This is a genomic window from Bradyrhizobium campsiandrae, from assembly GCF_014529705.1.
Lineage (GTDB): Bacteria > Pseudomonadota > Alphaproteobacteria > Rhizobiales > Xanthobacteraceae > Bradyrhizobium > Bradyrhizobium campsiandrae.
Genome location: NZ_JAANIH010000030.1, coordinates 62,148 through 86,932 on the forward strand (window position 1 = coordinate 62,148; position 24,785 = coordinate 86,932).

25 protein-coding genes and 1 other RNA gene are annotated in these 24,785 nt (G+C 65.4%); 14 read left to right on the forward strand and 12 right to left on the reverse strand.

Features of this window, described 5'->3' with window-relative positions:
- Nucleotides 1-54 precede the first annotated feature (54 nt).
- The 3 genes from dapD to dapE all read left to right on the forward strand — a co-directional run bounded on the left by dapD (nucleotide 55) and on the right by dapE (nucleotide 2,878).
- Nucleotides 55-900, forward strand: a complete 846-nt coding sequence (dapD, locus tag G8O24_RS22365) for a 2,3,4,5-tetrahydropyridine-2,6-dicarboxylate N-succinyltransferase (protein ID WP_188103061.1) — start codon at nucleotides 55-57, stop codon at nucleotides 898-900.
- Nucleotides 901-1,121: 221 nt separating this feature from the next.
- The gene (locus G8O24_RS22370; protein WP_188103063.1) at nucleotides 1,122-1,715 is read left to right on the forward strand and encodes a DUF805 domain-containing protein; all 594 of its coding nucleotides are present in this window, start codon (nucleotides 1,122-1,124) and stop codon (nucleotides 1,713-1,715) included.
- On the forward strand, nucleotides 1,712-2,878 hold the full coding sequence (gene dapE, locus G8O24_RS22375; protein WP_188103065.1) for a succinyl-diaminopimelate desuccinylase: 1,167 nt from the start codon (nucleotides 1,712-1,714) through the stop codon (nucleotides 2,876-2,878). The genes G8O24_RS22370 and dapE overlap by 4 nt, the downstream gene beginning before the upstream one ends.
- 140 nt (nucleotides 2,879-3,018) lie before the next feature.
- On the opposite strand, the gene G8O24_RS22380 is transcribed toward dapE, so the two are convergent.
- The 4 genes from G8O24_RS22380 to def all read right to left on the reverse strand — a co-directional run bounded on the left by G8O24_RS22380 (nucleotide 3,019) and on the right by def (nucleotide 5,751).
- Nucleotides 3,019-3,309, reverse strand: a complete 291-nt coding sequence (locus tag G8O24_RS22380; RefSeq protein ID WP_188103066.1) for a GIY-YIG nuclease family protein — start codon at nucleotides 3,307-3,309, stop codon at nucleotides 3,019-3,021.
- Between the two features lie 67 nt (nucleotides 3,310-3,376).
- Nucleotides 3,377-4,114, reverse strand: a complete 738-nt coding sequence (truA, locus tag G8O24_RS22385; RefSeq protein WP_188103067.1) for a tRNA pseudouridine(38-40) synthase TruA — start codon at nucleotides 4,112-4,114, stop codon at nucleotides 3,377-3,379.
- A 119-nt stretch (nucleotides 4,115-4,233) separates the two neighbouring features.
- Nucleotides 4,234-5,157: a methionyl-tRNA formyltransferase gene (gene fmt, locus G8O24_RS22390; protein WP_188103068.1), complete on the reverse strand. Its 924-nt coding sequence runs from the start codon at nucleotides 5,155-5,157 to the stop codon at nucleotides 4,234-4,236.
- A 69-nt stretch (nucleotides 5,158-5,226) separates the two neighbouring features.
- Nucleotides 5,227-5,751 (reverse strand): peptide deformylase, encoded by a 525-nt coding sequence (gene def, locus G8O24_RS22395; protein WP_188103069.1) that lies wholly within the window; start codon nucleotides 5,749-5,751, stop codon nucleotides 5,227-5,229.
- A 170-nt stretch (nucleotides 5,752-5,921) separates the two neighbouring features.
- Between def and G8O24_RS22400 the strand changes: the two genes are divergently transcribed.
- A complete protein-coding gene (locus G8O24_RS22400; protein WP_188103070.1) occupies nucleotides 5,922-7,121 on the forward strand; it encodes a DNA recombination protein RmuC in 1,200 nt (399 codons plus the stop codon).
- Nucleotides 7,122-7,321: 200 nt separating this feature from the next.
- Nucleotides 7,322-8,686, forward strand: coding sequence for an AmpG family muropeptide MFS transporter (locus tag G8O24_RS22405; protein ID WP_188103072.1), 1,365 nt, complete (start codon nucleotides 7,322-7,324; stop codon nucleotides 8,684-8,686).
- A gap of 113 nt (nucleotides 8,687-8,799) precedes the next feature.
- Here G8O24_RS22405 and G8O24_RS22410 read toward each other — a convergent pair whose 3' ends face one another.
- The 5 genes from G8O24_RS22410 to ffs all read right to left on the reverse strand — a co-directional run bounded on the left by G8O24_RS22410 (nucleotide 8,800) and on the right by ffs (nucleotide 12,244).
- Nucleotides 8,800-9,234, reverse strand: a complete 435-nt coding sequence (locus tag G8O24_RS22410) for a hypothetical protein (RefSeq protein WP_188103074.1) — start codon at nucleotides 9,232-9,234, stop codon at nucleotides 8,800-8,802.
- A gap of 26 nt (nucleotides 9,235-9,260) precedes the next feature.
- Entirely contained in the window at nucleotides 9,261-9,863 is a 603-nt protein-coding gene (recR, locus tag G8O24_RS22415) for a recombination mediator RecR (RefSeq protein ID WP_188103076.1), read from the reverse strand.
- A gap of 1 nt (nucleotide 9,864) precedes the next feature.
- Nucleotides 9,865-10,185: a YbaB/EbfC family nucleoid-associated protein gene (locus tag G8O24_RS22420; protein ID WP_188103078.1), complete on the reverse strand. Its 321-nt coding sequence runs from the start codon at nucleotides 10,183-10,185 to the stop codon at nucleotides 9,865-9,867.
- A 26-nt stretch (nucleotides 10,186-10,211) separates the two neighbouring features.
- Nucleotides 10,212-12,053, reverse strand: a complete 1,842-nt coding sequence (locus G8O24_RS22425; protein ID WP_188103080.1) for a DNA polymerase III subunit gamma/tau — start codon at nucleotides 12,051-12,053, stop codon at nucleotides 10,212-10,214.
- A 94-nt stretch (nucleotides 12,054-12,147) separates the two neighbouring features.
- An RNA gene (gene ffs, locus G8O24_RS22430) (signal recognition particle sRNA small type) lies at nucleotides 12,148-12,244 on the reverse strand.
- Nucleotides 12,245-12,427: 183 nt separating this feature from the next.
- On the opposite strand from ffs, the gene G8O24_RS22435 reads away from it, so the two are divergent.
- From G8O24_RS22435 to G8O24_RS22475, 9 genes are all read left to right on the forward strand, one after another.
- Entirely contained in the window at nucleotides 12,428-13,294 is an 867-nt protein-coding gene (locus G8O24_RS22435) for a transporter substrate-binding domain-containing protein (RefSeq protein WP_188103081.1), read from the forward strand.
- A gap of 114 nt (nucleotides 13,295-13,408) precedes the next feature.
- Entirely contained in the window at nucleotides 13,409-14,071 is a 663-nt protein-coding gene (locus G8O24_RS22440; RefSeq protein WP_188103083.1) for an amino acid ABC transporter permease, read from the forward strand.
- Nucleotides 14,068-14,862 (forward strand): amino acid ABC transporter ATP-binding protein, encoded by a 795-nt coding sequence (locus G8O24_RS22445; protein ID WP_188103085.1) that lies wholly within the window; start codon nucleotides 14,068-14,070, stop codon nucleotides 14,860-14,862. Before G8O24_RS22440 ends, G8O24_RS22445 begins: the two co-directional genes overlap by 4 nt.
- A complete protein-coding gene (locus G8O24_RS22450) occupies nucleotides 14,862-15,617 on the forward strand; it encodes an SDR family NAD(P)-dependent oxidoreductase (protein WP_188103087.1) in 756 nt (251 codons plus the stop codon). Before G8O24_RS22445 ends, G8O24_RS22450 begins: the two co-directional genes overlap by 1 nt.
- Nucleotides 15,614-16,741, forward strand: coding sequence for a muconate cycloisomerase family protein (locus G8O24_RS22455; RefSeq protein WP_188103089.1), 1,128 nt, complete (start codon nucleotides 15,614-15,616; stop codon nucleotides 16,739-16,741). Before G8O24_RS22450 ends, G8O24_RS22455 begins: the two co-directional genes overlap by 4 nt.
- Before the next feature lie 280 nt (nucleotides 16,742-17,021).
- Nucleotides 17,022-17,441, forward strand: coding sequence for an HIT domain-containing protein (locus G8O24_RS22460; protein WP_188103091.1), 420 nt, complete (start codon nucleotides 17,022-17,024; stop codon nucleotides 17,439-17,441).
- Between the two features lie 11 nt (nucleotides 17,442-17,452).
- Entirely contained in the window at nucleotides 17,453-18,391 is a 939-nt protein-coding gene (gene nudC / locus G8O24_RS22465; RefSeq protein ID WP_188103092.1) for an NAD(+) diphosphatase, read from the forward strand.
- A 6-nt stretch (nucleotides 18,392-18,397) separates the two neighbouring features.
- Nucleotides 18,398-19,321 carry a sugar kinase gene (locus G8O24_RS22470; protein WP_188103094.1) on the forward strand — a complete coding sequence of 308 codons (924 nt, stop codon included), beginning with the start codon at nucleotides 18,398-18,400 and terminating at the stop codon, nucleotides 19,319-19,321.
- A gap of 97 nt (nucleotides 19,322-19,418) precedes the next feature.
- The gene (locus G8O24_RS22475) at nucleotides 19,419-19,928 is read left to right on the forward strand and encodes an Lrp/AsnC family transcriptional regulator (protein WP_188103096.1); all 510 of its coding nucleotides are present in this window, start codon (nucleotides 19,419-19,421) and stop codon (nucleotides 19,926-19,928) included.
- A gap of 10 nt (nucleotides 19,929-19,938) precedes the next feature.
- Here the strand turns inward: G8O24_RS22475 and G8O24_RS22480 are convergent, their stop codons facing one another.
- From G8O24_RS22480 to hrpB, 3 genes are all read right to left on the reverse strand, one after another.
- Nucleotides 19,939-21,438 (reverse strand): phosphomannomutase/phosphoglucomutase, encoded by a 1,500-nt coding sequence (locus G8O24_RS22480; RefSeq protein WP_188103098.1) that lies wholly within the window; start codon nucleotides 21,436-21,438, stop codon nucleotides 19,939-19,941.
- 185 nt (nucleotides 21,439-21,623) lie between these two features.
- Entirely contained in the window at nucleotides 21,624-22,136 is a 513-nt protein-coding gene (locus tag G8O24_RS22485) for a TIGR02281 family clan AA aspartic protease (protein ID WP_188103100.1), read from the reverse strand.
- Nucleotides 22,137-22,255: 119 nt separating this feature from the next.
- Nucleotides 22,256-24,730 carry an ATP-dependent helicase HrpB gene (gene hrpB, locus G8O24_RS22490; protein WP_188103101.1) on the reverse strand — a complete coding sequence of 825 codons (2,475 nt, stop codon included), beginning with the start codon at nucleotides 24,728-24,730 and terminating at the stop codon, nucleotides 22,256-22,258.
- Between the last annotated feature and the right edge of the window lie 55 nt (nucleotides 24,731-24,785).

Below are 24,785 nucleotides of genomic sequence, written 5' to 3' on the forward strand. Positions count from 1 at the left end.
CGAAAAAGCGCACCAATTCCCGCAAATCCTAGCCGTTCCCGAGAGGAAATCCCGATGTCCCTGTCCGCCCTGGAATCCACCATCAACAGCGCCTTCGACGCGCGCGAGACCATCTCGACCACGACCAAGGGCGAGGTCCGCGACGCTGTGAACCAGTCGCTGGAGATTCTGGACAAGGGCGAGGCGCGCGTCGCCGAGCGCGGCGCTGACGGCAAGTGGAAGGTCAATCAGTGGCTGAAGAAGGCCGTGCTGCTGTCGTTCCGCCTCAACGACATGGACGTCATTCCCGGCGGCCCGGGCCAGGCCAATTGGTGGGACAAGGTACCCTCGAAGTTCGAAGGCTGGGGCCCTAACCGCTTTCGCGACGCCGGTTTTCGCGCGGTGCCGGGCGCCGTCGTTCGCCGCTCGGCCTTCATCGCCAGGAACGTCGTGCTGATGCCGTCCTTCGTCAATCTCGGCGCTTACGTCGATGAGAGCACCATGGTCGACACCTGGGCCACCGTCGGCTCCTGCGCGCAGATCGGCAAGCGTGTGCACATCTCCGGCGGCGCCGGCATCGGCGGCGTGCTCGAGCCGCTGCAGGCCGAGCCCGTGATCATCGAGGACGATTGCTTCATCGGCGCACGGAGCGAGGTCGCCGAGGGCGTCATCGTGCGCAAGGGCGCGGTGCTGGCGATGGGCGTGTTCCTGGGCGCCTCGACCAAGATCGTCGACCGCGAGACCGGCGAGGTCTTCATGGGCGAGGTGCCTGAGTATTCTGTGGTGGTGCCCGGCGCGCTGCCCGGCAAGCCGATGAAGAACGGCCAGATCGGCCCCAGCACCGCCTGCGCCGTGATCGTCAAGCGCGTCGACGAGCGCACGCGATCGAAGACCAGCATCAACGAACTGCTGCGGGATTGATCGGGCGCACATTGCTTCGACATCGTCGTCCCGGCGGAGGCCGGGACCCACACGCCGGGTGGCATTGATGGCGTAAAGCGATCATTGCCTATCTTCGCCAAACTGAATTCGGTGGTTATGGGTTCCGGCCTTCGCCGGGACGACACCAGTACTTATCGAACCCTTCATCCCTCCATCGCGACCAATCTTCGGGCGCCTCCCCGCGCCCGGAGCGTTTTCGCATGGACTGGACCTGGTATCTCTTCCGCTTCAAGGGCCGGATCAACCGCGCCAAATATTGGCTCGCCGGGCTCATCATCGTCTGCTGGATGATCTTCCTGGCGGCAATCGTGGTGACGTTCGGCGCCCGCTCGTTCGGTTTCTCGGTCGACGACATCTTCAAGGCCGTCGATCCCGACACCTATCGCGCGCTGTCCCGCGCCGACATTCCGCTAGTCCTGGTCAAGGTGATCGGCACGCCGGTGTTCGCGTGGGTCTTCGCCGCAACGTCCATCAAGCGGCTGCATGACCGCGACAAGAGCGCCTGGTGGGCGCTACCCTTTTTCGTCCTGCCCGGCCTGATCAATCAGTTCCTGGACCGGGTCGGCAACGACTATATCAGCTTCACGCTCGCCTTGATCTCATTCGTGCTCGCGACCTGGGGCGGGATCGAGCTGCTGTTTTTCCGCGGCTCGAGAAAGACCAACCGTTTCGGCGCCGACCCGCTCCACGTCTCGCCGGCGGGCAAGCCGGGTCGAGACCAGCAGCGTGAGCTCGAAATGCCCGCGCAGAAGGCTGGCCCGCCGCCGCAATGGCGTGTTAAGCCGGAGGCATGACCGATGCCCTCTCCATTGCCCGCGACCTCATTCGCTGCCCGTCAGTAACCCCAGAAGACGCCGGCGCGCTCGGCGTGCTTGAAAAAGCACTTGATACAGCCGGTTTCACCTGTCACCGCGTGACCTTCAGCGAGGAAGGCACCGCCGACGTTGACAATCTCTATGCGCGGATCGGCACTGAAGGGCCGCACATCACCTTTGCCGGCCATACCGACGTGGTACCAGCCGGCGACGAAAGCGCCTGGAGCGTCGGCGCGTTCTCGGGCGAGGTGAAGGACGGTTTCCTGCATGGCCGCGGCGCGGTCGACATGAAGGGGGGCATTGCCTGCTCGGTCGCAGCCGTGCTCGCGCATCTCGCCGCCAACGGCGGCAAGCCGCGTGCCGATGGAAAAGGCTCGATCTCGTTCCTGATTACGGGCGACGAGGAAGACGTCTCCATCAACGGCACGATCAAGCTGTTGAAGTGGGCCGCCGAGCGCGGCGAGAGGTTCGATCACTGCGTGCTGGGCGAGCCCTCCAATGTAGAGACGCTCGGCGACACCATCAAGGTCGGCCGCCGCGGCTCGCAATCGGGCACGCTTTACGTGGACGGCGTGCAGGGCCACGTCGCCTATCCCCATCGCGCCTCCAATCCGGTGCCTGACATTTCGCGCCTGATCGTGGCGATCTCCGACGAGCCGCTCGACCATGGCAGCGCGCAGTTCCAGGCCTCCAATCTCGAATTCGTCTCGGTCGACGTCGGCAACAAGGCGTTCAACGTCATCCCCGGCGAGGCCCGCGCCAGGTTCAACATCCGCTACAATGACAATCATACGCAGGCGTCCTTGCGCGAGCTGGTGGAAACCCGCCTCGCCCAGGCCTGCGGCAACCGCATCAAGGCCCGCATCGTCTGGGAGCCGTCGAACTCCAACGTGTTCGTCACCAAGCCTGGCCCGTTCACCGATCTCGCGGTGTCGGCGATTGAGGAAGTGACGGGCCGCAAGCCGGAGCTGTCGACGAGTGGAGGCACCTCGGATGCGCGCTTCATCTCGAGCTATTGTCCGGTGATCGAGTTCGGCCTGGTCGGCCAGACCATGCACCAGGTCAACGAGCGCGTGCCGGTTGAGGATCTGGAAAAACTGACGAAGGTGTATCGCGGGATTTTGGCGCGGTATTTTGGGTAGGCCCTCATCGTCGCCAAAATCTCCGCCGTCATGCCCGGGCTTGTCCCGGGCATCCACGTTTTTTGCCGCCGCAGGCAAGAAGGTCGTGGATGGCCGGGTCAAGCCCGGCCATCACGCCTGTGCCAAGAATTCGGCCCACCTCACTGCACAATCGTGTCGTACAGATCCCTCCATTCGGGATTGTCTTTCAGGATCAGCCTCACCTTCCACGTCCGCGACCAATGCTTGATGTTGTGCTCGCGCTGGATTGCGGTCTGAATGTCTTCGTAGCGCTCAAAATAGACGAGTAGCTTGACGCCGTACTTCTTGGTGAAGCCGGGCACGAGCCCATTTCGATGCTGGTAGATTCGGCGAACAATGTCGCTGGTCACACCAACATACAGAATGCCATTTGGCGCGCTCGCCAGGATGTAGACCGAACCACCATGCATGGATACATGTTGACGCACGTGGATGGCGGGACAAGCCCGGCCATGACGCCCGAAGCGGCATCACGCTCTAATAATCCACCTTCATCAGATACAGCCCCTCCGGCGGCGCGACGATACCGCAGGCGGCACGGTTGCGCGCGGCGAGCGCTGCGGAGAGATCGTCGGCACTCCAGCGGCCTTCGCCGACCCAGACCAGCGAGCCCACCATCGAGCGCACCTGGCTGTGCAGGAACGAGCGCGCCGAGGTGACAATGATGATCTCGCGGCCGTCGCGCGAGACGTCGAGCTGGTCGAGCGTCTTCTCCGGCGATTTGGCCTGGCACTCGGTGTCGCGAAAGGTGGTGAAATCGTGCTTGCCGAGCAGGCGCTGCGCCGCCGCATGCATCGCGTCGGCATCGAGCCGGCGCGGCACGCGCCAGGCGTGGCCGACGTCGAGCGCGAGATTGGCGCGAGTATTGATGATTCGGTAGCGGTAGTGGCGCTTCACGGCCGAGAAGCGCGCTTCGAAGGCGTCAGGTACGATCTCGGCTTCCAGCACCGCGATCGGATGCGGGCGGAGATGTGCATTCAGCCCGTCGCGAAAACGGCCCGGCGGAAACTGCTTCTCGACGTCGACATGGGCGACCTGGCCGCGCGCGTGCACGCCGGCATCGGTGCGGCCGGCGCCATGCACCCGCAAATCCGCGCCGGTCATGGCCTTGACGGCTGCTTCCAGCGCGCCCTGCACCGACGGCAAAGTGTCCTGGATCTGCCAGCCGAAGAACGGTGCGCCGTCATATTCAATGGTGAGCTTGTAGCGGGGCATCTCAATCCGGGTGGTGTCATCGCCCGGCTTGACCGGGCGATCCAGTACTCCGAGACATCTCTGTTCAGCCGAGAAGCCTCGGCGTACTGGATACCCCGCCTTCGCGGGGTATGACAGCGTCAGTTGAATTTGGCTCCTGCCTTCACAGGCACGCCGCGCAAAAAGTCCGCCGCTTGCATGCGACCTTTGCCTTCGCGCTGGAGCTCGAGAATGCGGATCGCGCCCTCGCCGCAGGCGACGGTGAGCTGGTCGTCGAGCACTGCGCCCGGCTCACCCGAGCGTTTGGCTAGCTCGCAGCGCAGGATTTTGACGCGTGCATTCTCAAGCTCGGCCCAGGCGCCGGGAAACGGCGAGAGGCCGTGGATGTGGCGCAGCACCGCGTGCGCGGGCTTGTTCCAGTCGATCCGTGCTTCAGCCTTGTCGATCTTGGCGGCGTAGGTGACGCCGTCCTCGCTCTGCTTCTTGAGCTGGAGCCCGCCGCGGTCGAGCGCGGCCATGGCGCGGACCATCAGGTCGGCGCCGAGCCGCGACAGGCGATCATGCAGATCGGCCGCCGTCATGCTGTCCGTGATCGCGAGCCGCTCGGCCATGGCGACGTCGCCGGTGTCGAGGCCGACATCCATCTTCATGACCATGACGCCACTCTCGGCGTCGCCGGCCATGATCGCGCGGTTGATCGGCGCGGCGCCGCGCCAGCGCGGCAGCAGCGAAGCGTGCAGATTGTAGCAGCCGAGCTTCGGCGCATCGAGGATCGCCTGCGGCAGGATCATGCCGTAGGCGACGACGATGGCGGCATCGGCGTCGAAGGCGCGAAACTCCTCCAACGCCTCTGGCGTCTTCAACGTCTTCGGCGTCAGCACGGGCACGCCGAGTTTTCGCGCGGCCTCTTCCACCGGCGTCGGCTGCAATTGCAAACCGCGCCGCCCGCCCGGCTTCGGCGCGCGGGTATAGACGGCCGCGATCTCGTGGCCATGCGCGACCAGCTCGAGCAGCGTCGGCACGGAGAAATCGGGCGTGCCCATGAAGATCAGGCGGAGGGGCATGACAAGGACTCAGGTACGTTCCCTCCCCCACAAGGGGGAGGGAGCAGAGAGAACACGGGCAGCAGCCATTTACTCCGCGCGCTTGGCGGCTTTCTCGAACTTCTTGATGACGCGGTCGCGCTTGAGCTTGGACAGATAGTCGACGAACAGCACGCCGTTGAGATGATCGATCTCGTGCTGGATGCAGGTGGCATAGAGGCCCTCGGCATCCTCCTCGTGCAGCTTGCCGTCGAGATCGGTGAAGCGCACGCGCACTTTCGCAGGACGTTCGACCTCCTCGTAATATTCGGGGATCGAGAGGCAGCCTTCCTCGTAAACCGACAGTTCCTCGGACGAGGCGATGATCTCGGGATTGATGAAGACGCGCGGCTCCGGCTTGGTCTCGCCGTCTTGGTTGGGCTTGGCAAGGTCCATGGTGATCAGCCGCAGCGGCTGCGCGATCTGGATCGCGGCGAGGCCAATGCCGGGCGCGTCATACATGGTCTCGAACATGTCGTCGGCAAGCTTGCGGATCTCCGGCGTGACCTTTTCGATCGGCTTGGAGACCAGACGCAGCTGCTTGTCGGGCAGGATGATGATTTCTCTGAGGGCCATGGCGGGCGATTTAAGCCGCGCGCGACATGCGGTCAATGCGGCCGGGAACGCGTTAACCCTCCGCTAACCATAAAACTTAGGCTTTTGGTAACCCTAAAAATGAGGGGGCCGTTAGCCGCATCGTTCTCTCTTCGTTCGCTCCGGGTCGCGAATCGGTTAGAACGGCGGGCATGAACGAGATCATCTTCATGTTGGGCGACTGGCCGGTGCGCGGAATCGATGCGCTGATCAGCTTCGGCGCCCTCGTCCTCATCCTTCTGGTGGTGATTGCCGTCGTGATCGCCAGGTCCGGGCGGCGCGGCGCGGAACTTGCGATGGCGAGCGCGATCCGGGCCGACGAGCTCGAGGAACGGCTCGCCCAGGTGCTGCGCGCCCAAGCTGAGGCCTCCGGCCGGGTCGACGCCATGACCCAGGCGCTGGCCGGCCGCCAGGCCGAAATGGCGCGGGCCGTGAACGAGCGGCTGGATTCGGTGACCCACCGGGTCGGCCAGTCCATGGAACATTCGACCCGCAACACCATGGAGAGCCTGCGCGCGCTGCACGAGCGGCTCGGCATCATCGACAGCGCGCACAAGAATCTCACCGACCTCACCACCCAGGTGACGACCCTGCGCGACGTGCTCGCCAACAAGCAGTCGCGCGGCGCCTTCGGCCAGGCGCGGATGGAGGCGATCGTCCAGGACGGTCTGCCCAAGGGCTCCTACGAGTTCCAGTTCACGCTCTCGACCGGCAAGCGCCCGGACTGCGTCGTGTTCCTGCCCGACCAGCGCCCGCTCTGCATCGACGCGAAATTCCCGTTGGAGGCCATGACCGCGCTGCACGACGCCCGCACCGACGAGGAGAAGCGCCTCGCCACCCAGCGGCTGCGCGGCGACGTGATGAAGCATGTCAGCGACATCGCGGAAAAATACCTCGTCACCGGCGAGACCCAGGAGATGGCGCTGATGTTCGTGCCGTCGGAATCGGTCTACGCCGAAATCCATGACGGTTTCGACGACGTGATCCAGAAGGCCTATCGCGCCCGCGTCGTGCTGGTGTCGCCTTCGCTTCTGATGCTCGCGATCCAGGTGATGCAGCAGATCATGAAGGACGCGCGCATGCGCGATGCTGCCGACCAGATCCAGACCGAGGTGATCAAGCTCGGCGACGATCTCGGCCGCCTGCGCGACCGCGTGCTGAAACTGCAGAAGCATTTTGCCGACGCCAACGAGGATGTCCGCCAGATCCTGATCTCCGCCGACAAGATCGAGAAGCGGGCAGGACGGATCGAGGAACTCGATTTCAGCAAGTCCGATGCGCCGGAGGGTCCGCGGCTGGTGACGCCGGGTGCGGGCGAGCTGTTTCCGAGGAAGCTTCAGGCGGGGGAGTGAGTTCTCTTACCTCGCCCCGCTTGCGGGGAGAGGTCGGATCGCCTCGGCGATGCGAAGCATCGTCCGGTGCGATCCGGGTGAGGGGTACAGGTCTCACGGCCATCTCACGTGTGGAGAGAGGCCCCTCACCCCGCCCTCTCCCCGTAAGAACGGGGAGAGGGAGACGAGGCAGCACGCCCAGAATCTGCTAACACCCCCCCATGACCGCACCCGACGCGACCTCCTCCGCCGCGACCTCCGCCCCTGCCACCTCCTGGCGCGACAGCCTGGCTGTTTACCTGCAGCCGCGGGTGCTGATCGTGCTGTTCCTCGGCTTCTCCTCGGGGCTGCCGCTGGCGCTGTCGGGCTCGACGCTGCTGGTGTGGATGCGCGAAGCCGGCGTCGACCTCAAGACCATCGGGCTGTTTGCGCTGGTCGGCACGCCCTACACGCTGAAGTTCCTGTGGGCGCCGCTGGTGGATGCGCTGCATGTGCCGCTATTCACGCAAGCCTTCGGGCGACGCCGCGGCTGGCTGGTGTTTTCGCAGATTTTGCTGATCGTCGCGATCCTGCTGCTGGCGATGACTGATCCGGCGCGGTCACCGTTCTATGTCGCGCTCGGCGCGCTCCTGGTCGCGACGACGTCGTCGACGCAGGACATCGTGGTCGACGCCTTCCGCGTCGAGAGCCTGCCGGAGAGCGAGCAGGCCGCCGGCATGGCATCTTACGTCGCGGCCTATCGCATCGGCATGCTGGTCTCGACCGCGGGCGCGCTGTTCATCGTCTCGGGCTTCGAGAGCACCGGCATCACGCGCACCTCGGCGTGGATGTGGGGCTATGTGGTGATGGCGGCGATGGTGCTGATAGGAACGATCACGGCATTGGTCGCGACCGAGCCCGAGCAGTCGGTGCAGGCGGAAGCTGCGACGCAAACCGAGACCGCGTTCACGCGCGTGCTGCATGCGGCGATCGGCGCCTTCTCGGAATTCCTGTCGCGCAGGGATGCGCTCGCCGCGCTCGCCTTCGTCGTGCTGTTCAAGTTCACCGATGCGTTCTCCGGCACCATGACCGCGCCGTTCGTGATCGATCTCGGCTTCACCCGCAACGATTATGCGGCGATCGTGAAGGGCGTCGGCCTCGCCGCGACGCTGATCGGCGGCTTCGCCGGCGGTTTTGTCGCGCGGCGTTATTCGCTGGCGACCTCGCTGTGGATCGGCGGCGTGGTGCAGGCACTGGCCAACCTCACCTTCTCCTGGCTCGCTGTGGTCGGCACCAACCAATGGGCGCTGGCGCTGGCGATCTGCGCCGAGAATTTCACCAGCGCGATCGGCACCGTGATCTTCGTCGCGTATCTCTCGGCGCTGTGCCAGAATCCGCTGCACACGGCGACGCAATATGCGCTGCTCACCGCGCTCGCAGCGGTGGGGCGGACATATCTGTCGTCAGGCGCGGGCTTCGTTGCGAGCGCAACCGGCTGGCCGCTGTTCTTCGTGATCTGCGTGCTGGTGGCGATCCCGAGCCTGGTGCTCTTGGCCCGGCTGCAGAAGCGCGGACATTTCGAGGCGCTGGGACCTGTGAGGGTGTGACGAGTCTCGCAGGGTGGGCAAAGGCGCAACGCGCCGTGCCCACCATCTCTCTCCGTCGTCAAGTACGTGGGCACGCTTCGCTTTGCCCACCCTACGCACCTGACCTGCCGCCCCTACTTCTTCACCAAGCTCCACTTCGTCACCACGGCCTCGCTCATCTGGCCGGGATCGCTGGCGCAGGCGATCTCGTCGACCTTGACCGAGATCTCCTTGCCGACGAAGGATTTCAGCTGCGAGGCCTGCGCGTCGCTGGAGGTGACGAGCTGGAAGGTCTCAGGTCCCGTTTCGAGATCGCACAGCCCGCTCGGCGCCGGCAGGCGGCGCGGCTCGGAGGTGATCTGGTACATCGCGATCCGCTTGCCGGCGTTCTTGGTGTCGCGAATCTTCATGGCGTTCAGCTCGCCCGAGAGCACCTCGCCGGCGCTGATCGGCTTGCCGGGCTTCGAGGGCGGCGGCGCGTCGTCCTCCTGCTGCGCGGCGATGGCCGCTGTCACCAGCAGCAGCATCGTTGCGGCCAAAGCGAAGCGTGTGGCGAAAAGTTTCGTCATGTCGTCCGTTCCGTGGATCTGGATGGCTAGAACAGGGTCCGCTGCCGCATCGCGGCCGAGAGCGTGCCCTCGTCGAGATAGTCAAGCTCGCCACCGACGGGCACGCCGTGCGCGAGTCGGGTGACCTTGACGTTGGCGTCCTGAAGCAGGTCGGTGATGTAATGCGCCGTGGTCTGACCGTCGACGGTCGCGTTCAGCGCCAGAATGATCTCGTGCACCTCGGGGGCATGCGCGCGCGCGACCAGCGCGTCGATGGTGAGGTCCTGCGGGCCGACGCCGTCGAGTGGCGACAAGGTCGCGCCCAGCACGTGATAGCGGCCCTGCGTCGCATTGGCCCGCTCCAGCGCCCAGAGATCGGCGACATCGGCAACGACCACGATGATGGCGCCATCGCGCTTCGGGTCGGTGCAGACCGTGCAGGGATTTTGCGTGTCGATGTTACCGCAGGTCTTGCAGACCTGGACCTTGTCCAGCGCGACCTGCAAGGCGGACGACAGCGGCATCATCAGCGCTTCGCGCTTCTTGATCAGGTGCAGCGCCGCGCGCCGCGCGGAGCGCGGACCGAGGCCCGGCAGCCGTGCGAGAAGCTGGACCAGCCGCTCGATTTCGGGACCTGCAACCGCGCCCATTTTATTGGCCGAACAGCCCCGGCGGCAGGCCGAGGCCGCCGGTGAGCGACTGCATCTTCTCCTGCATCGCGGCCTCCGCCTTGCGGCGGGCATCGCCGAGCGCGGTGACGAGCAGGTCTTCCAGCACCTCGCGCTCTTCGGTCTTCATCAGCGAGGGATCGATCTTGATGCCCTTGACGTCCATCTTCGCGGTCATGCGCACGGCGACCAGACCACCGCCGGAGATGCCTTCGACCTCCACATTGGCCAGAGATTCCTGCATCTCCTGCATCTTGGATTGCAGCTGCGCTGCCTGCTTCATCATGCCGAGAAAATCAGCCATGGGTGTTTGTCCTTGGAAGGGTTGGCTCAGAGATCGTCGTCGGCGTCGGAACCGTCGATCGGATCGTCGCTGCCATAGTCCGTGTTAATATTGGATTCCGGCGTCTCGGGGGCAAGCCTGCGGACCTCGACGACCTTCGCGCCGGGGAAGCGCGCCAGCACCTCCTGCACGCGCGGATCGGCCTCGGCGGTACGCGCATGTTCCTGCTTGGCCGCCTGGTTGACCGAACGCAGCGTCGGCTGGCCCTGCTCGTTGGAGACGATGATGGTCCAACGGCGACCGGTCCAGAGCTCGAACTTCTTCGCAAGCTCGGAGATCATCGTCTTCGACGCGTTCGGCTCGAGTGCGACCTCCAGCCGGCCCTCCTCGAAGCGGACGAGGCGCATGTCGCCTTCGAGCGCGCTCTTGGTCATGAGGTCGCGCTTCTGGCCCGCAAGCGCCACGAGTTGGGTGAAGCTGGTGATGCGCAGCTGGGGCGCAGCCCCTTGCGGATCAGGTACGGGCGCCAGCATCTGCGGCCGGGCGCCACCGCCGAACGCAGTTGGCGACGACGTCGGCATGCGAACCGGCGCAGCTGACGTGATGGGTGCTGCAGAAGCCATCGGTGCTGCCGGCGCGCTGCTGCGCGCCGCACCGCCGCCGCCCACGACCTGCGAGCCGCCGCCGTTCTGCTCCAGCATCCGGATGGCTTCGTCCGGCGTCGGCAGATCGGCGACATAGGCGATCCGCACCAGCACCATCTCCGCGGCTATGACGGGCCGCGTCGCGCCCTGCACCTCGGTGATGCCCTTGAGCAGCATCTGAAACATCCGCGACAGCATGCGCATCGAGACCTTCGCGGCGAAATCCTTCGCGCGCACGCGCTCGGTCTCGCCATAGGCGACGTTCTCGGCGACCGCCGGAAGCACTTTGACGCGGGTGACGAAGTTGACGAACTCGGCGAGGTCGGAGAGCACGACGACCGGATCGGCGCCGACATCGTACTGATCGCGAAACTCCTTGAAGGCGCTCGCGATGTCGCCGCGCGCCAGCGATTCGAACAGATCAATGACGCGGGTGCGGTCGGCAAGGCCCAGCATCTGCCTGACCGCATCGGCCTTCACGGTGCCCGCCGCATGCGCAATCGCCTGGTCGAGCAGCGACAGCGAATCGCGCACCGAGCCTTCCGCCGCACGGGCGATGATGCCGAGCGCTTCCGGCTCGATCTCGACGCTTTCCTTCGCCGCGATATTGGCGAGGTGCTTCATCAGCACGTCGGCCTCGACGCGGCGGAGGTCAAAGCGCTGGCAGCGCGACAGCACCGTCACCGGGACCTTGCGGATCTCGGTCGTGGCGAACACGAACTTGGCGTGCTCCGGCGGCTCCTCAAGCGTCTTCAGGAAGGCGTTGAACGCCGCCGTCGACAGCATGTGGACTTCGTCGATGATGTAGACCTTGTAGCGGGCGCTGGCCGGCGCATAACGCACGCTGTCATTGATCTGGCGAACGTCGTCGACGCCGGTATGCGAGGCCGCGTCCATCTCCAGCACGTCCATGTGCCGGCTTTCCATGATCGCCTGGCAATGCACGCCCAAGGTCGGCATGTGGATCGTCGGGCCCTTCACCGAACCATCCGGCATCTCGTAGTTGAGCGCACGGGCAAGAATGCGCGCAGTGGTGGTCTTGCCGACACCGCGGACGCCGGTGAGGATCCAGGCCTGCGGAATCCGCCCGGTCTCGAACGCGTTGGAGACGGTGCGGACCACGGCCTCCTGGCCGATCAGATCGTCGAATGAAGACGGGCGGTATTTTCGCGCCAGCACGCGGTAAGGCGCATTGCCGGCCGGGCCGGCGCTGTCAGGAGGTGGAGGGGCGCCGGCGTCGGTCATCGGTCGATCCGCAATGGAATGTCTCTCGGCTGGCTTTTGCGGACAGGCGCCCGCCAGCGGGAGGCCCGCCGGCGCAATTCGCTCGAAAAAACAGGTAGGAGACTGACGAGCGACCCGATCCGGACCTCGTTAGGGCTGCTTCCTTCCGGACCTGACCCGGTTGGCGAGTGGCTCGTCCACCGCCAATCTCCCGGTCCCTATTTGGGGCCAAAGGGAGCGGAAAGCAAGCGGGTATCGGCTCGACGAGCTTGATCTTGCCCAGCATCCGGGCAATTCCTGACCTGCCCAGCCAATAGGCTGTGCTTTCGCTGACATGGCCAGCTTGATAAGAACGCTGCCGGAACTCCATCCAACCAGAAAAGCGATTGATCCCAATGGTTACACGTCGTGATGTTGCATCGATTGTCGGACTTGGCGCCGGACTTGGCGCCATCGGCGCGGTGACCGCGGCTGGGCTGGCCTCGCCGGCCGTGGCCCAGGCGGCCGATCCCAACGAATCGACCTTCGCCCGCATCCGCCGCACCAAGAAGATGCGGATCGGCGCCGTTGGCGGCGGGGCGCCCTATTATATGAAGGATCTCTCCAGCGGCCAGTGGAAGGGCTTCTACATCGACATTGCGAAGGGCCTCGCCGACGACATGGAAGCGGAGCTCGAGATTACCGAGACGACCTGGGGCAATTCGGTGCTCGATCTGCAGTCCAACAAGATCGACATCTTCTTCGGCCTCAATCCGACCCCGAAGCGCGCGCTTGTCGTCGACTTCTCGGTGCCTGTTTTCAACAATGCCTTCGGCATCCTCTGCAAGAAGGATTTCAAGCCGAAGAGCTGGGCCGAGCTCAACTCGCCCGACATCAAGATCGCCGTCGACCAGGGCTCCTCGCACGACCAGGTCGTCAGCCGCCTGACGCCGAAGGCGCAGATCACGCGGCTGAAGACCGCAGACGATGCCACGGCCGCGCTGCAGACCGGCCGCGTCGACGCGCAGTGCCTGATCACCATGCTGTCACTGACCGTCCTGAAGAAGAACCCCTCGCTCGGCCAGTTCGTGCTGCCGACGCCGATCTTCGCGACCACGTCGAACGCCGGCTTCCGCCGCGAGAACGACAAGACCTTCCGCGACTACGTCAACACCTGGATCGACTTCAACAAGGGCCTCGGCTTCATCCGCAACGCCATCATCACCAACATGGAGCTGGTGGGCGTGACCGAAGCGGACATTCCACCGGGCGTTTCGTTGTAAGTGTGATCGAGCGTCGCGGCATCCCCCCAGAGGAAAGAGCCCTCACCCGCATCACATCTTCGATCCGATGGGACCTCTCCCGCAAGCGGGAGAGGTGAAGGAAGAAAAACACGCATGTATCAGTGGGACTTCGGCATCCTCTGGAGCTATCGCTGGCTCTTTCTCAACGGGCTCGGCGTCACCGTCGGCTTCACTGTGGTGATCGTGCTGCTCGGTCTCGTGTTCGGCCTGTTCGGCGCGTTCGGCAGCCTGTCGCGTTTCAAGCCGGTGCGGCTCCTCGCCCTCAGCTTCATCGAGGCGTTCCGCTGCACGCCGATCCTGGTGCAGCTGATCTGGTTCTATTACGCGCTGCCGATCCTCGCCGGCATCGAGATGACGCCGATTACGGCCTCGGCGCTGGCGCTCTCGCTCTATGGCGGCTCGTTCTATTCGGAGATCATCCGCGGCGGCATCATCTCGATCGACAAGGGCCAGTCGGAAGCCGGCGCCGCGCTCGGCATGACCCCCGGCCAGAGCATGCGGCGCATCGTGCTGCCGCAGGCGATCAAGCGCATGATCCCGGCGCTGATGAACCAGTCGATCATCCAGTTCAAGAACACCTCGCTGGTCTCGGTGCTGGCGGTGCCTGATCTGGTCTATCAGAGCCAGGTCGCGGCGCATGACAGCTACCGGCCGCTGGAGACCTACACCGCGGTTGCGCTCGCCTATGCGGCGATCCTGATCCCGCTCACCATCATCGTCCGCCGCGGCGAGAAGCGACTGGCGGTCAGCGAATGAGCGAGACATCGAAAATCGAGATCCGCAGCCTGCGCAAAAGCTTCGGCAGCAACGAGGTCTTGAAGAACATCAATCTCGATGTCGCCAAAGGCGGCGTTGTCGCGCTGATCGGACCGTCCGGCTCAGGCAAGTCGACGCTGCTTCGCTGCATCAACCTGCTGGTCGTCCCTGACGGCGGCAGCGTCCGCGTCGGCGATACGCGCTTTGCGTTTGGCGACGGCACCAAATTGCCCGACGTGAAGACGCTGGCAAAATTCCGCGCCACCACCGGCATGGTGTTCCAGCACTTCAACCTGTTCCCGCACATGACGGCGCTTCAGAACGTGATGGAGGGGCCGGTCACGGTGCGACGCATGGCCAGGGCCGCCGCCGAGAAGCTCGCGCGCGCCCAACTCGCAAAAGTGGGCCTTGCGGAAAAGGCCGATCAATATCCGGCAACGCTCTCCGGCGGCCAGAAGCAGCGCGTCGCGATCGCACGCGCGCTCGCGATGGAGCCGGACGTCATGTTGTTCGACGAGGCGACATCGGCGCTCGACCCGGAACTGGTCGGCGAGGTGCTCAACGTCATGCAGCGGCTCGCCTCCGAGGGCATGACCATGGTGATCGTGACCCACGAGATCGCCTTCGCGCGCGAGGTCGCCGACCGCCTGATCTTCATGCGCGACGGTGTCGTGGTCGAGGAAGGCCCGGCGCGACAGGTGATCGACAATCCCAGGGAAGCCGCAACGCGCGCCTTCCTCAGCCATTTCCACCGCACCGGCGCCTTGCCGCCGGCCAACGCGGCATCGTGATGCCCGATATCAACCGCGCCTATCTCGTCACCGGAGCCGCCAGCGGCATCGGCCGCGCCACCGCGAAATTGCTCGCGGCCCCCGGCGTGGCGCTACTGCTGCACACGCGCTCGAACGCAGAAGGTCTCGACGTCACCGCAACAGAGGCCGCGGCACAAGGCGCCGCGGTCGCAACGTGCCTCGGCGATCTCGCCGAGGAAGCAGCCGTCAGAGATGCCATCGCCGCCACGCAAAGTGCTTTCGGCCGGCTCGACGGGTTGATCCTGGTCGGCGGCCACGCCCGCCGCGGCAGCGCCATCGGCACGCCGGCGGATCAGTTCCGGCAGGCCATGGATGAATCGGCGCTGGCCTTTACGCGGATGGTCGAAACGGCACTTCCGCTATTGCGGGCCGGGCAGGATGCGCGGATCGTCGCGGTATCGTCGTTCGTCGCACATGCCATCCGTCCCGAATTCGCGCCGTTCGCTGCAACGGCTGCCAGCCGCGCTGCACTGGAAGCACTGGTGCGGCTGACGGCGATCGAGCTCGCGAAAGACGGCATCACCGTCAACGCTGTGGCGCCGGGCCTGATCGTCAAGGACAAGCCGAGCGAGAGCCGGCTGTCACCCGAACAGATTGCCGCGACCGAGGCGCTGATCCCCATGCGCCGCCGCGGACGGCCGGACGAGGTCGCCGAGATCATCGCCTTCCTGGCGTCACCGAAGGCGTCCTACGTCACCGGCCAGGTCTGGCACGTCAATGGAGGCCTGACATGACCGAAGCGACCATCGAGCGCCTCAGGCTGTTCCTGATCGAAAGCCCGATCAAGATGGCGCGCCTGCAGGGCGTCGGCAACGTCAAGGGCACGGTGAAGCGCGTACTGATCGAGCTCACCTCCAGCGACGGCGTGATCGGCTGGGGCGAGGCGGCGCCGTGGGAGGTGTTCACGGGAACACCGGAAGCCGCGTTCGCCGCGCTCGACATTTATTTGCGGCCGATCCTGCTCGGCAAATCCGTGCGCCGCATCCGCGCGCTGATGGCCGAGCTCGATCGCGCGCTGGTCGGGCACGCGGAAGCAAAAGTTGCGATCGAGATGGCGCTGCTCGACATCGTCGGCAAATCGTCGGGGCTCTCGGTCGCCGACCTGCTCGGCGGCCGCGTCCGCGACAGCATTCCCCTCTCCTTCTCGATTGCCGATCCGGATTTCGCCGCCGATCTCGAACGCATGCGAAAGATGGTTCCCGAAGGCAACGTCATCTACAAGGTCAAGACCGGCGTGAAGCCGCATCGCGAGGACCTCGATCACCTCGAAACAATCCGGAAGGAGTTCGGCGACAAGGTCGATCTGCGCGTCGATTACAATCAGGCATTACAGCCGTTCGGCGCCATCAAGATCCTGCGCGATGTCGAAGCATTCGCTCCGACCTTCATCGAGCAGCCGGTGCCGCGCAAGTTTCTCGACGTGATGGCGCAGCTCACGGCCGCGCTGGAAACACCCGTGCTCGCCGACGAGAGCTGCTTCGACCGCCGCGACATGATGGAGGTGGTGCGGCGCGAGGCGGCCGATGCCGTCTCGATCAAGCTGATGAAATCAGGCGGCCTGTTCGAGGCGCAGGCGATCATGGCGATCGCCGACATCGCCGGCCTGCCCGGTTATGGCGGTACGTTGTGGGAGGGCGGCATTGGCCTTGCCGCCGGCGCGCAGCTGATCGCGGCGACGCCGGGCATCTCGCTCGGCTGCGAATTCTACATGCCTCATCACGTGCTCACCGAGGATGTGCTGGAAGAGCGCGTTGCGAACCGCGGAGGTCACGTCGTCGTGCCTGATGGCCCCGGCCTCGGCATTCGCATCAGCGAAGCCTCGGTGCGAGCCAATGCGCGGGTGCTGGCAGAGGCGTGAGCAGGTCGAGAGCTGAACTTCACCTCTCCCCGCTTGCGGGGAGAGGTCGGAATTGGCGCGAAGCGCGCATTCCGGGTGAGGGGTACAGGTCTCTCGACGATCTAACGTGCGGAGAGAGGCCCCTCACCCCGACCCTCTCCCCGTAAGAACGGGGAGAGGGAGAAGAAAGCGACGACCGTGTATGCAGTGACAGCGGAGCCGCTAACCTTCCCCTCGCCAACTGCCTATCGTATGGTCCAACCCAACACGCCCGTTCCCACCGGGCCATCCGGAAACGCCTATGCCCGAACCCGCCTGGTCGCTGCACTCCCGCCTGAAAGAGGACACCATTGACATCGGCGATCTGCCGCTGTCGAAAGTGCTTGTCATCAAGGACGCGCATTATCCCTGGCTGCTGCTGGTTCCGCGGCGCGCTGATGCGGTCGAGATCATCGATCTCGACGAGGTGCAGCAGGCGCAATTGATGACGGAGATATCCCGCGTCTCGCGCGCGCTGAAGGAGATCACCAAATGCGACAAGCTCAATGTCGCCGCGCTCGGCAATCTCGTGCCGCAGCTTCACGTCCACATCATCGCGCGCCGCACCGGCGACGCGGCCTGGCCGCGGCCAGTCTGGGGCGTGATGCCGCCGCTGGCGCATGACGCCGCCGAGGTTCAGAATTTCATCAGCGCGCTTCGCAAGAAGATCTGGTTGGGTTGAAAGAACAAGAAATGTCAGCATTCGACTCGTTTCCGCTGGGACGGCCGGCCTTCGTCACCAACATCCTCGACCGCGCCGCACATCTGCGCCGCGATGACGAAAAACTGTTCGCGATGGAGCAGAAGCCGTCCTCGCGCGCCTATGTCGTCTATCGCGACTCGCTGCTGGTGAAGCGCGAGGGCGACAAGGTGCGCGCACTGCTCTCGATCGACGAAGCGCTGAAATGCGGCGCCAATCCCGGTACCATCTTTCTGGGCCTGCGCGACGGCGCGGCGATCTTCGGCATGGGCCTCGCGCAGGCCGCCGCCGAAAAGCTGGTTGGACGCGAGGACTACACCGTCACCGAGCTGCGCGGCATGGCGATGCAGGGCGCGATCCCGCCCGAGGAGCTGTCGGCGATCGCGATGGCGAAATCGATGGTCGGCTGGCACCAGCGGCACGGCTATTGCGCCAATTGCGGCACCCGCAGCGCGATGAAGGAAGGCGGCTGGAAGCGCGACTGCCCGTCCTGCAAGGCCGAGCATTTTCCGCGCACCGATCCCGTCGTGATCATGCTGGTGGCCTCGGGCGAAAAGTGCCTGCTCGGCCGCCAGAAACAGTTTCCGCCGGGCATGTATTCCTGCCTCGCCGGCTTCGTCGAAGCCGCCGAGACCATCGAGGATGCGGTGCGCCGCGAGATCCTGGAAGAGTCCGGCATTCGCTGCACGGACGTAACGTATTACATGACCCAGCCCTGGCCCTATCCGTCGTCGCTGATGATCGGCTGCAGCGCGCGGGCGTTGAACGAGGACATCGTCGTCGACCATTCCGAGCTCGAGGATGCGCGCTGGTTCACGCGCGATGAGGCGGCGCTGATGCTGAAGCGGACGCATCCCGACGGGCTCGCCGGACCGCATCCCTTCGCCATCGCCCATCATCTGCTCGGCCGCTGGGTGCACGACAAGGGCTGACCGCGGATGGCGCAATCCTTGATCGCGCCGCGCATCCTCTGCATCGGCATTCCCGTGCGCGACCTCACCTTTCGCGTCGAGGCCGTGCCGGAGCGCGGCAGCAAGGCCAACGCCACGCATCTCGCCGAGATCTGCGGCGGCAACGCACTCAACGCTGCGATCGCGATGGCGCGGCTTGGCGGCCGTGCCGCGTTCGCCGGACCGATGGGCGATGCGAAGGAGACATCGAGCGCCTTCATCCTCGAACGGATGGCTGCCGAGGGCATCGAGGCCACGCACATCGCGCGCATCCCGGGCGCGGCCACACCCGTCTCCGCGATCATCATCGACGCATCGGGCGAACGCACGTTGACCATCTACCGCGATCCCGCGCTGTGGACGGTGAAGCTGCCCACCGCCGACGAGTTGCTCGCCGATTGCCAGGCAATCCTCGTCGAGAGCCGCTGCGGCGCCTTCTGCAGCGATCTCTGCACCGAAGCACGTCGGCGCGGCATGCCCGTGATCGTCGGCGTCGATCGCGCGATGGCGCTGACCGATGGCCTGCTGATGGCCGCCTCGCATCTATTGTTTTCCAGCGAACAGGTTCAAGAGACCGCCGGCATCGCCGACGACGGCGAAGCGTTGAAGCGCCTCGCCAAGTTGACGCCCGCCTTTCTCGCCGCAACCCGAGGCCCGCGTGGCACGATCTGGCTGAACGAAGCCGGTACGCTGGAGCAGACGCCGGCCTTCCCGGTCGAGCCGGTCGACACGCTCGGGGCCGGCGACGTCTTCCACGGCGCCTTCGCGCTTCGGCTCGCCGAGGGTGCCGGGGTGCCGGACGCGCTGCGGTTCGCCGCGGCCGCCGCAGCCCTGAAATGCACCCGCCATGGCGGCGGCACCGCCGCGCCCCAACGCATTGAAGTTGAAGAGTTTTTATGCGATCGCCGGTAGGGCCATTGCAGGGCCGCGCCGAGATTATGGGCTTGCAGTAGAAGATTTTCCTCTATATGACGGAAATCAACCCTCATATTGGAACAAAGTTCTTCAAATGACCGACGTCGCAGTCCAGCTCCCCGAGACCAGCCGCCGCCTCGATGCCATCGATCGCAAGATCCTGATGGTCCTCCAGGAGGACGCCTCCCTGTCCGTTGCCGAGATCGGCGACCGCGTCGGGCTGTCCTCGACCCCCTGCTGGAAGCGCATCCAGCGCCTCGAGGCCGACGGCGTGATCCTGAAGCGGGTCGCGCTGGTCGATCAGAACAAGATCGGGCTCGGCATCTCCGTGTTCGTGTCGGTGGAGAGCTCGGACCATTCCGACGCCTGGCTGAAGCGGTTCGCCGAGGCGGTCAGCGCCATGCCGGAGGTGATGGAGTTCTACCGCATGGCCGGTGATGTCGATTACATGCTGCGCGTCGTGGTCGCCGACATGCAGGCCTACGACGTCTTCTACAAGAAGCTGATCGCCGCCGTGCCGCTGAAGAACGTCACTTCGCGCTTCGCGATGGAGAAGATCAAGTCGGTCACGGCGCTGCCGATCCCGGCGGTGGTGGCGGCTTAGACCTCACGCCTCAGATCTTCTGGTTGTACTCGCCGACCTCGGGATGTGTGCGCAGCACGCTGTTCACCATCTCGAACATGTCGTGCATGCGCTGCTCGGAGACCGGGCTCTCGACCACGACGACGAGTTCGGGCTTGTTCGAGGAGGCGCGCACCAGGCCCCAGCTGCCGTCCTCGACCGTGACGCGCACGCCGTTGACGGTGACGAGATCGCGGATCGCCTGTCCCCCGATCCTGGCGCCCTTGGCCTGCAGGCCTTCGAAATGCTTCACCACGGCGTCGATGACGCCATACTTGGTCTCGTCGGCGCAATGCGGCGACATGGTCGGCGACGACCAGGTCTTCGGCAACGCGTCCTTCAGATCGGCCATCGACTTGCCGGGCGCGCGGTCGAGCATGTCGCAGATCGCGAGCGCCGAGACCAGGCCGTCGTCATAGCCGCGGCCATACGGCTTATTAAAAAAGAAATGGCCTGATTTCTCGAAGCCGGCGAGCGCCCCGGTCTCGTGGGTGCGGCGCTTCATGTAGGAATGGCCGGTCTTCCAATAGGCCGTCTTCGCACCCTGCTTCTGCAGCACGGGATCGGTGATGAACAGACCGGTCGACTTCACGTCGACGATGAACTGCGCATCCTTGTGGATCGCCGACATGTCGCGCGCCAGCATCACGCCGACCTTGTCGGCGAAGATCTCCTCGCCGGTGTTGTCGACGACGCCGCAGCGATCGCCGTCACCGTCGAAGCCGAGACCGACATCGGCCTTGTGATGCAGCACGGCATCGCGGATCGCGTGCAGCATCTCCATGTCCTCGGGATTCGGATTGTATTTCGGGAAGGTGTGGTCGAGCTCGGTGTCGAGCGGGATCACCTCGCAGCCGATCGCCTCCAGCACCTGCGGCGCGAACGCGCCCGCCGTGCCGTTGCCGCAGGCCGCGACCACCTTCAGCTTGCGCTTGAGCTTCGGACGATTGGTGAGGTCGGCGATGTAACGCGCCGGATAATTTTCGTGGAACTGGTAGGAGCCGCCTTCCCTGTTCCTGAACTCGGCATTGAGCACGATCTCCTTCAGCCGCGTCATCTCGTCGGGACCGAAGGTCAGCGGGCGGTTGGCGCCCATCTTGACGCCGGTCCAGCCGTTATCGTTGTGCGAGGCGGTCACCATCGCAACAGCGGGCACGTCGAGATCGAACTGCGCGAAATAGGCCATCGGCGTCACGGCAAGCCCGATGTCATGCACCTTGCAGCCCGCCGCCATCAGGCCGGAGATCAGCGCATATTTGATCGAGGCCGAATAGCCGCGGAAGTCGTGACCGGTGACGATCTCCTGGCTGACGCCGAGCTCGGCGATCAGCGCGCCGAGGCCCATGCCGAGCGCCTGCACGCCCATGAGGTTGATTTCCTTCTGGAACAACCAGCGCGCGTCGTATTCGCGGAAACCCGTGGGCTTCACCATCGGCTCGGATTCGAAGGCGTAGGTGTTGGGCAGCAGGACGGCTTTCGGCTTGGGGAACATTGAGACGGTCTCGTGAAAAGGGCAGGAATTGACGCAGCCTTAGCGAATGCCGCGCCAGAGCGGAAGGCGGGAATGAAGGCTTATGGCCGACAATTGCGGCAGTTTGGCAACAGGGCGACGTGACCGCAACGGTCGCCGGAAAAATATGATTTGAATGAATGGCTGCCGGGGACTTCAGCGGCGGCTTACTGCTCCAGCACCATCTGGCCGTTGGCGTATTCGAACCGCTTCAGGCGGGACAGGAAGGACAGGCCGAGCAGGTTCTCCGACAGCGCCGCATCAGGCAGCACCATGGCCTCGACGTCGCGCACCACGAGGCCACCGACATCGAGCATGGCGATGCGGGTGCGCGCGGCCTTGACGGTGCCGTTCGCGGTCGAGACGGCGGCGTTGTACTCGCCGCGCGAGGGACGCAGACCGAAGCGCGCAGCGGAGGTCTCGTTCAGCGCCACCACGGAAGCGCCGGTGTCGATCATGAAGCCGATGCGCTGGCCGTCGATACGGCCTTCGGTCTGGAAGTGGCCACGGCCATCGCGGGGGATGTTGAGGCTGCGGCTGCTGGCCGGAGTCATGGTCGCAGCCGCGACACTCTCGCGCGGCGCCGACGTGGCGGAGGCGGAGCTCATCCTGTCCGCCATCTCCGCCATGAATGTACCAAGGCCGATCATGACGGCCGCGAAGATCATAATGTTACGCATCACACCACTTTCGAGCCGGAAAGCTCGATTTCACCACGCGGCACGCCCGGCCGCGAGCGAGGCCGCGGCAGAGCCGATGCTATTTTGACGAAAAGGATGAGCGGACGGTTAATGCAGCCTCACGTCCCGCGCGGTTTCGCCCGGCGGGTCGGCACCGCGCTCGCCGGATCGTCCGGCCAGGGATGCCGCGGATAGCGGCCGCGCAGGTCGGAACGGACGGCGGCGTAGCTGCCGCGCCAGAAGCCGGGAAGGTCGCGCGTCAGCTGGACCGGGCGCTGCGCCGGCGACAGCAATTCCAGCACCAGCGGCACCTTGCCTGCCGCGATCGACGGATGGGTGTTGAGGCCGAACAATTCCTGCAGCCTGACGGCGATGGTCGGCCCCTGCTCGGCCTCGTAGTCGATCGCGAGCACGCTTCCCGTCGGCGCCTCGAAATGCGTCGGTGCCTCGCGATCCAGTCGTGCGCGCATATCCCAGGGCAGCAGCGCCATCAGCGCATCGGAGAGATCGCCGGCGGAAACGTCCTTCAGCGCGATCTTGTCATACAGCGCCGGGACCAGCCAATCATCGCGCCGCGCGATCAGCCCGCCGTCGGACAGATCAGGCCAGGTCTCGCCCTCGGCCTTGCGCAGGAACATCACGCGATCGCGCCATTGCTTCGCGGCTTTCGACCAGGGCAGCCGGTCGAGGCCCGCGGCGATCAGCCCGTCGGCAAAGATGCGCGCGGTTTCCTCCGAGGGTGACACGGCAAGCGTCGCCTCGGAGAGCGTGATCGCGTGCAACACGCGCTTGCGCCGCGCACGCAACGCCATCGCGCCGCGATCGAAGGAGATTTCGTCGATGCTCTCGATATGCTCGGCGAAGTGCCGCTCGATGTCGTCCTCGGCGATTTGCGCCGCCAGCAGAATGCGACCGCTCGCAGCCGTACCGGTCATCTCGCCGATCGCGATATAGGGCGCGCGGGCCAGCGAAGAGGTCTGCTCGACCGCAGCGCCGCGGCCGTTGGCGAGCACGAAACTGCCGTTGCCGCGATTGCGCGCGACGCGGTCCGGGAAGGCATAGGCGAGCATCAGGCCGGTCGAGAGATCCTCCTGTTGCGCCACCTTCTCGGACGCTGCAACTTGGCTGGCCCAGCGGCGCGCCAGGTCGCGTGCGCTCGCCGCCCTCGGCGAACGGTCGCGGCGGAACTGGTCACGCCTGTGCTCGAGATCGGCGCTGTCGCCGCCGAGCCCGCGCTCGGTGATGATGGCTGCGATTTCGGCGGCCTCTTCGCCGCAGCCGGCGCGGTGCGAATCCACGATCATGCGCGCCAGCCGCGGCGGCAGCGCCAGCGCGCGCAGGCTCTTGCCCTCGGCGGTGATGCGGCCGTCGCCATCGAGCGCGTTGAGCTCGGAGAGCAGGCTCTTGGCCTCCTTCCAGGCCGGCTGCGGCGGCGGATCAAGGAACGACAGCGCGGCGGGATCGGCGACGCCCCATTGTGCGAGATCGAGCACCAGCGATGAGAGATCGGCGCTCAGAATCTCGGGCTGCGTATAGGGCGCAAGCGAGGCCGTCTGCGGTTCGTCCCAGAGCCGGTAACAGACGCCGGGCTCTGTGCGGCCGGCGCGGCCGCGTCGCTGGTCGACGGCGGCACGCGCAGCGCGCACGGTCTCGAGCCGCGTCAGGCCGATGTCGGGCTCGTAGCGCGGCACGCGGGCGAGCCCTGAATCGACGACGATGCGGACGCCTTCGATCGTCAGCGAGGTCTCCGCGATCGAGGTCGCGAGCACGACCTTGCGCATGCCCTTCGGGGCGGGAGAAATGGCGCGATCCTGCACGGCGGCATCGAGCGCGCCGAACAGCGGCACGATCTCGATGGAGGCGTCCTGCACGCGTTCGCCAAGGAAATTCTGGGTGCGGCGGATTTCGGCGGCGCCCGGCAGAAAGGCCAGCACCGAACCGCTGTCGGCGCGCAGCGCGGACGCGATCGCATCCGCCATCTGCCGCTCGATCGGTGCGTCGGCCTTGCGGCCGAGATAGCGGGTCTCGACCGGAAAAGCGCGACCCTCGCTCTCGACGACGGGAGCATCGCCCAGCAGCTTGGCGACGCGAGCGCCGTCCAGCGTTGCCGACATCACGAGGATGCGCAAATCCTCACGCAGACCGAGTTGCGCATCGCGCGCCAGCGCCAGCCCCAGATCGGCATCGAGCGAACGCTCGTGGAATTCGTCGAACAGGATGGCGGCAACGCCTGACATTTCGGGGTCATCGAGGATCTGGCGGGTGAAGATGCCTTCGGTCACGACCTCGACGCGCGTGGCGCGCGAGACTTTCGAGCCGAAGCGGACGCGATAGCCGACGGTCTCGCCCGCGCGCTCGCCGAGCGATTTGGCCATACGGTCGGCGCTGGCCCGTGCCGCGATGCGACGCGGCTCGAGCATGATGATCTTCTTGCCTTTGGCCCAGGGCGCGTCGAGCAGCGCCAGCGGCACCCGCGTGGTCTTGCCGGCGCCGGGAGGGGCGACCAGCACGGCGGCATTGTGTACCTCCAGCGTGCGCGCGAGGTCATCGAGCACGGCATCGATCGGGAGGGGCGTGTCGAAGTTGCGGGGCAAAATCTCGCATCCGTCATCACCCGCGCGCGTGCGGGTGATCCAGTAAACTTAGATC